4 protein-coding genes are annotated in these 6,911 nt (G+C 74.0%); all 4 read right to left on the reverse strand.

Annotation, left to right across the window (positions count from 1 at the left end):
• Positions 1-2,467, reverse strand: a 2,467-nt coding sequence (locus AB0J68_RS23355; RefSeq protein ID WP_363940470.1) for an ABC transporter ATP-binding protein, incomplete at its 3' end; no start/stop codon positions are given.
• A 95-nt stretch (positions 2,468-2,562) separates the two neighbouring features.
• A complete protein-coding gene (locus AB0J68_RS23360) occupies positions 2,563-3,156 on the reverse strand; it encodes a TetR/AcrR family transcriptional regulator (RefSeq protein ID WP_354857591.1) in 594 nt (197 codons plus the stop codon).
• A 10-nt stretch (positions 3,157-3,166) separates the two neighbouring features.
• Complete coding sequence (locus tag AB0J68_RS23365) at positions 3,167-5,401, reverse strand: YhgE/Pip domain-containing protein (RefSeq protein WP_363940471.1); 2,235 nt, start codon at positions 5,399-5,401, stop codon at positions 3,167-3,169.
• Positions 5,398-6,339 carry an ATP-binding cassette domain-containing protein gene (locus tag AB0J68_RS23370; RefSeq protein WP_363940472.1) on the reverse strand — a complete coding sequence of 314 codons (942 nt, stop codon included), beginning with the start codon at positions 6,337-6,339 and terminating at the stop codon, positions 5,398-5,400. Before AB0J68_RS23370 ends, AB0J68_RS23365 begins: the two co-directional genes overlap by 4 nt.
• Positions 6,340-6,911 lie beyond the last annotated feature (572 nt).

Here is a 6,911-nt window from a genome sequence, read left to right on the forward strand (position 1 = left end):
CGGCACGCTCCAGCTTCGGACCGAACAGCGTCGCGGCCAGCCCGGAGACGACCATCGTGCCGAGGAAGAACAGCCCCGGTACGACGCTGCCGGTGACCGCCGTCATGGCGACCACCAGGACCAGCGCGACGGACTGGTCGAGCACGTTGTCGGCGAGTTGCACCACGCGCTCGGTGTCACCGCCCTGCGCCACGACCTCGGCCGGGGTGTGCGAGCTGACCCGGCGCGGGCCGGTCTGGCCGTGCACCAGACGCAGGCCGATCCGCAGCATCTGCCGCACCCACCAGTGCGGGAACCAGACGTGGGTGTAGTACGGCAGCGGCAGGGTGACCAGCAGCCCGGCCACGATGCCCAGCGCCGGCAGGTACGGGTTGCCGGTCCCGTCGACCAGGTCGGCCCAGAGCCACGGCAGCAGCGGGCCGTCCAGCCCGAGCAGACTGAGCCCGAGGAACAGCGCGATCGCCGCCGCGCCGTACCGAGGGTCGTTGGTGCAGAGCCGGATGATCTCCCGGAACGTGCGGGCCGGCGGGGTCGGTGGCAACGGCGGCGGCTCGGCCCGCGCCGCCGGGCCCGGCTCACCCGTCACGGCCGGTCCGACCGGACCAGCGCCCGGCCGGGTGCCGGCGGTCTCGGAGCCGGTCAACAGGTCGGCGCCAGCGGCGTCCGGGCCGGTCAACAGGTCGGTGCTGGCGGTCTGCGGGCCGGTCAACAGGTCGCTACCGGCGTTCTGCGGGCCGGTCAGCAGGTCGGTGCCGCCGCCGGACCGGAACGCCGACGCCCCGCCGGCGTACACGGCGGCGTGACTGGTCGCCAGCAGCTCGGCGAAGCGCGTCGACGTCTCCAGGGGGCCGGCCTCGACCACCGCGCCGTCGGCCAGCACCACCACCTCGTCGCAGCGGCGCACCGAGGAGAGCCGGTGGGCGATGACGATGCCGATCCGGTCGCGCAGCAGCCGTTCGGTGGCCCGCTGCACCCGCGCCTCGGTCACCGGGTCCAGCCGCGCGGTGGCCTCGTCCAGGATCACCACGTGCGGATCGCGCACCAGGATCCGGGCGAACGCCACCAACTGCTCCTGGCCGGCGGAGAGCACGTGCCCGCCCTCCCCCAGCCGGGTCGCGAGCCCGTCGGGCAGCTCGGCGATCCAGCCGGCCAGGCCCAGCTCGTCCAACGCCCGGGCGGCGGCGTCGAGCAGCTCCGGGTCGTAGAGCGCGACGTTCTCGGCGAGCGTGCCGGCCAGGATCTCGGTGCGCTGCGGCACCAGCGCCACCCAGCGGCGCAGCTCTTCGACGTCGAGGTCACACAGGTCGGTGCCGCCGAGGAACACGGTGCCCGACGGCACGTCCACGGCCCTGGTGAGCACCTTCGCCAGGGTCGACTTACCCGACCCGGTCCGCCCGATCAGGGCGTACGACCGGCCGCGCGCGAAGGTCAGGCTGAGCCCGCGCAGGGCCGGACCCCGCCCGCTCTCCGGGCCGCTCACCTCGTATCCGAACGTCAGGTCCCGGATGCGCAGGTCACCCTCGGCCGGACTGGCCCCGCCGACCGGCTCCTGCCGGGCCTTCTGGAGCAACTGCACCCGGGCCCACGCGCCGAGGGCCTCCTGTAGCTCGGGCACCATCCGGCTGACGTGTTCGGCGGTGGCCCCGAAGGCCAGGGCGAGCAGCCAGATCGCGGTGAGCCGGGCGGCGTCGACCCGGTCGGTGGCCAGGGCCCAGGCGCCGCCGAGCACCACCACGCCGACGCCGGCCCGGATCGTCGCGGTGGCGACCGTCGCCACCCGGGCGGACAGCACCCAGACCCGGTGGCCGCGGGACAGCACGGCGGCAGCGCGCCGGGCGTACAGCCGCAGCACGTACGGCTGGGCCAGGCTGGTCCGCACGTCGTCCTGACCGTGCACCGCCTCCTCCATCACGGCGGCCAGGTCCGACCAGGCCTCCTCCTCGACCATCCGGGCGGGGCCGATCCGCGCCGTGGGCCGGCGCAGCCCCACCCCGAGCAGCACCGTGAGCAGCAGCATCGCTATCCCGGCCGGCCACCACACGGCCAGCGCCACCACCATCGACAGCAGGCCGACACAGAGCCCCTGGGCGAGGCGCGAGCCCTGGTTACGTACCGCCGACGCCACCTGGTAGACGTCCCCGTCGATGCGGTCGAGCAGCTCGCCCACCGGCGTGGTCTCGAGGCTCGGCAGGTCCTGCCCCAGCGCGACCCGGCAGAGCCGCCGACGGACGTCCGCGGACCAGTCGGCGGTCAGCCCGGCCATCAACAGGCTCACCACGAGATCGCTGAGCACCACGGCGGCCAGCGCCGCGGCCAGCACCGCGAAGGAGCTCGTCGACCGGTGTACCAGCACCGCGCCGGCGAGCGCCGACGCGCCCGCCTGACCGGCGGCGCCGAGCACGATAAGGACGGCCACGAGCGTCAGACGGCGCGGCGAGGTGCCCCACAGATCACGGAGCAGGCGCATCGGAGTTCCTCCGGACGTGGGTGGCGGAACACCCAGCGTGCCGGCAGCAGCCCCGTCGACTCAACCGATTTACCCGCCCTGAGCAGGACTTGCGGTCAGGTCTGAGCGACCCGGCGCACGATGCCGAGCAGCGCCTCCTGCACGTCGGCGATGGGCCGGTCGGGCTGGAACACCAGCCAGTCCACGGCCACCACCAGGCCCACCCCGAACAGCGCCGAGGAGGCGGTGGGCACGTCCAGATCGGCCGGCAGGTCCCCGCTGTCCACCCCGGCCCGCACGGTCTCGGCGATCACCGCGATCGCCTCGCCGCGCAACAGCCGCAACGTCTGCTGCCACTCCCGGTTGGTCCGCCACATCTCCGACAGCAGCAGTTGGGCGAAGGCCCGGTACCGGCGGATGTACTCCAGTTCGGCGCGGACCAGGGCCGCCAGCGCGGCGCGCGGCGGCTGCCCGGCGACCGCCGCCCGGAACTCGGCGGTGAGCAGGCCGATGCCGTGGCGCAACAACTCCTCGAAGAGCACCGTCTTGGACTCGAAGTTGTAGTAGACCGTGCCCTTCGCGACACCGGCCCGGGCCGCGATGTCGTCCACCGTGGTCGCGGAGAAACCGCGCTCGGCGATGAGGTCCACCGCGGCGACGAAGAGCCGCTGACGCGTGTCCTCCCGCCGCCTCGACCGTCCGTCCGTCACCGGCCCATCCTCACATGGTCAGCTCGGGGTGCAGCTTCGCCGGGGTGAGCCGGCGTGAGCGACGGGCCGCGCCGGTGGTCAGGGCCAGCGCCGCCACCGCGAAGCCGAGCAGCACGAGCGCCGCCGTCACCACCGGGCCGGCCGGGCCGCCGTTGATGGTGTGCCGCAGCCCCGCCACCACGTAGCTCATCGGCAACCAGGGGTGGATCGCCTGGAAGAAGCCGGGCGAGGTCTGGACCGGGTAGGTGCCGCCCGAGGAGGTGAGCTGGAGCATCAGCAGGGCCAGCGCGGCGAGCCGCCCGGCGGGGCCGAGCTGGGCGCCCAGCCACTGCATGATCGCGGTGAAGGCGAGCGAGACCAGCGCCAGCAGACCCAGCGTCGCGGCGGGGTGCACCGGGTCCAGCCCCAACACCAGTGTCACCACGGTGAAGAGCACACCGGCCTGGGCCAGCCCGACCGCCGCGGCGGGCAGAAAGCCGGCCAGCGCGACCCGCCAGGCGGGTGCGCCGGACATGACGTGCCGCCGGTTGACCGGCCGCAGCAGCATGTACGTGATCATCGCGCCGACCCAGAGCGCCAGACCGAGGAAGTACGGCGCGAAGCCGACCCCGTACGAGCCGGCCGGGTGGCGGGCCGAGCGGTCCAGTGACACCGGATCGCCGAGGACGCCGGAGCGGGCGTCCGCGTCGTCGTACCCCGGAATCTTCTTCTCGCCGTCGGCCAGGCCGTCGGCGAGGTCGCCGGCCCCGCCGCCCAGCCGGGTCAGCCCGGAGGCCAACTCGCCGGCGCCGCTCTCCAGCCGGATCAGGCCGTCGGCGAGCCGGTCGCCGCCGGCGCTGAGCCGGTCGAGCCCGCCGTCCAGCTCGCGGGCCCCGGTGGCCAGGCGGAACAGCCCGCCGCGCAGCTGATCGGCCCCGGTCGCCGCGTCGCCGAGACCGTCGCGCAGCTCGGCGCTGCCGTCGGCGAGGGTGCCCAGCCCGGCCGCCAGCTCGTCGACCTTGCCACGTGCGGCGGCCACGTCGTCGGCCAGGTGCGGCGCCGCGGCGGCGATCTGCCGCGCCGTGGCGGCCACCGCGCTCATCCGCTCGCGCAGCGCGGTCAGGTCGGCCTGATCGAGACCATCGACGACCGCCCGCGCCGCCTCGACTCCTGCCACCGCGGCCGCCCTTGCGGCGACGACGTCCGGATCGTCGGCCAACTCCGGGTGCGCGGCAACCAGGGCGTCGAGCCGATCGCGCACCACCTGGGCCTGGGCCTGGGCCTTCTGCGCACGCTGCGGCAGAGCATCCAGGCCGTCGGCGAGCGCCTGCGCCCCGTCGGCGATGGCCGTCGCCGACCGCTCGATCCGCTCGGCGTTCTCCCGCAGGACCGGCTCGATCCTCGCGGCCGCACCGTCCACCCTGCTGGCCACCGCGCGGGTCGCCGTCGCGGCCCGCGCGGTGCCGTCGGCGAGCTGCGCGGCGCCGGTCCGCAGTTGATCCAGCCCGGTGGCCAACTCGTCGGCGCCCCGCGCGCTCGCGTCCAGGCCGGCGGAGAGCCGGCCCGCCCCGGCGGCGGAGCTGTCCAACCCGTCGGCGACCTGCCCGGCACCGTCGGCCGAGCTGTCCAACCCGTCGGCGATCCGACCCGCGCCCGCCTCGGAGCTGCCCAGCCCGTCGGCGAGCTGACCGGCGCCGTCGGCGGCCCGACCCGTCTCGGCCTTGGCATCGGTGAAGCCCACCAGCATCCGGGCGAAGTAACCGGACGCGGCGCTCTCCGCCGCAGCGGCCCGGATCTCGCTGAACGCCGAACGGGCGAGCAGACCCGACAGGTAGTTGGTGGCGTCGTCGTTGACCACCTTCAGCTCGCCCCGATGGGCCGGCTGGCCGGGCTCGGGGCTCGCGGCGAGCGTGGCCGAGAAGTCCGCCGGAATGGAGAACACCAGGTGGTACCGGCCGCTGCGCAACCCCGCGTCGGCGTCCTCGGCATCGGTGACCTGCCAGCCGAACACCCGGCGGTCGATCAGCTCGTCGGTCAGGTCCTGCCCGGCGTGCACCACCGACCCGTCGCTGGCCGTCGCCGGCAGGTCGGCGTTCACCAGGGCGACCGGAATCCGGTCCATCTTCCCGTACGGATCCCAGAAGGCGTAGAGGTAGAGCGCCCCGTACAGCAGCGGCACGACGGTCAGCACGGCCAGCGCGGCGCGCGGCAGCCGCCCCCTGGTCATCCGGCGCAACTCGAACCAGGCCAGTCGGACAACACTCATCGGTTCACCTCGGTGTCCTGGTCGGCAGCAGCGGTTACTCGTGGGCCCAGTCGGTGCACGATCGACGGCGAATGCGGTTCCACCTCGCGGGCGGTCACCACCACCGCGATGCCCCGGTCGGTCAGCCGACCGAGAAGGTCCCAGAGCAGGGCGCGGTCCGCGCCGTCCGTACCCGCGTCGATGTCGTCGGCGAGGATCAACCCCGGCCCCGCGAGAGTGGCGAGCACCAGCCCGAGTATCTGGCGCTGCACCGGGGTCAGGTCCCGTCCTCGGCTGGCCGGGTCGAGCGGGACGTCGGTACCCAGTCCGGCACCCGTGATCACCGCGGCGACCGCGTCCCGCCGGCCCTGCCTGGGCGACCCGCGCCGTCCAGTCGGTCGACCGCCCACCGTGCCGTACCCGAAAAACCCTCGACGGCCCGTCGACCGTCGGTCGGGCCCGCCTCCGCCTCCGGCTTGGCCTTCGACTTGGCCTTCGGCTTCGGCTTGGCCTCCGGCTTGGCCTTCGACTTCGACTTCGACTTCGACTTCGACTTCGACTTCGTCTTCGGCTTCGGCTTCGGCTTCGGCGTCGGCAAGCTCGTCTGCCGGGAGCTCGTCTGCCGCACCGGGACGAAGGGCCGTCGGCCCGGCACGGTCAGCTCGCCGCCCGAGCAGCGACAGTCGTTCCGAGATGTGCTCGGCGACCGTCAACTCCGGGTCGGGCTCGTGCACCCCGGCCACCTGACCGAGCGCCGCGGCCGCACGGAGCTCCACCTGGCCTTCGCTCGTGGGGAAGCGGTTCGCCAGGGCGAGGAGCAGAGAGGTCCGTCCGCTACCGGGCGCCCCGACGATCGCGTGCAGCTCACCCGCGTTGACCGCAAGGTCGACATCCCGAAAAACCCACCCTCGAGAGGTACGGAGGCCAAGACCCCTCGCCTCGACCACCACGACGCCCACCCCGATCACTGTACTGACTGGTCAGTCTAAAAACATGACCCAGCATAGGCGTGGTCGTCGGGTTCGCGCCCGCCTGGGACGCGTGATCCCGGTCATCACGGGAGCGTGGATGCGTGCCACCGGGCCCGCTCCGCCGCTCCGGCTTGATCAACACGAGGTCGGCGATGTCGGGGTGTCAACCCGTCCCGGACACCCCGATATCGGCGATCCCGAGTCGATCACCGCCCGGCCACACCCCGTCGACCGTGTCCATCGCGTCGAACGGGCGAGATGACCGTTCCCGGAGGCCGCCGTGGTGAGATGTCCGCTTCCGGGCGGCCGTCGGGGCGGGATGTCCGCTTCCCGGCGGCCGTCGGGGGTGAGATGTCCGCTTCCGGGCGGTGTCGGGGTGTGACCGGTCGCATCCGTGAGGCGGAATCGTGGCGGGCCGGGGGTCGTTACATACCCTGACGATCGCAGGACCACGGCCAGCCGCCCCGCCCGCTCAACCGGCGGGGGAATGGCCGGCCGGGCCGGGTCGTTGCAGACCCCCGAACGACCGTGGGCTCGCCCCCGGGTCCGGTATTCGGCCC

This window comes from Micromonospora sp. NPDC049580 (assembly GCF_040675595.1).
Taxonomy (GTDB): Bacteria; Actinomycetota; Actinomycetes; order Mycobacteriales; family Micromonosporaceae; genus Micromonospora.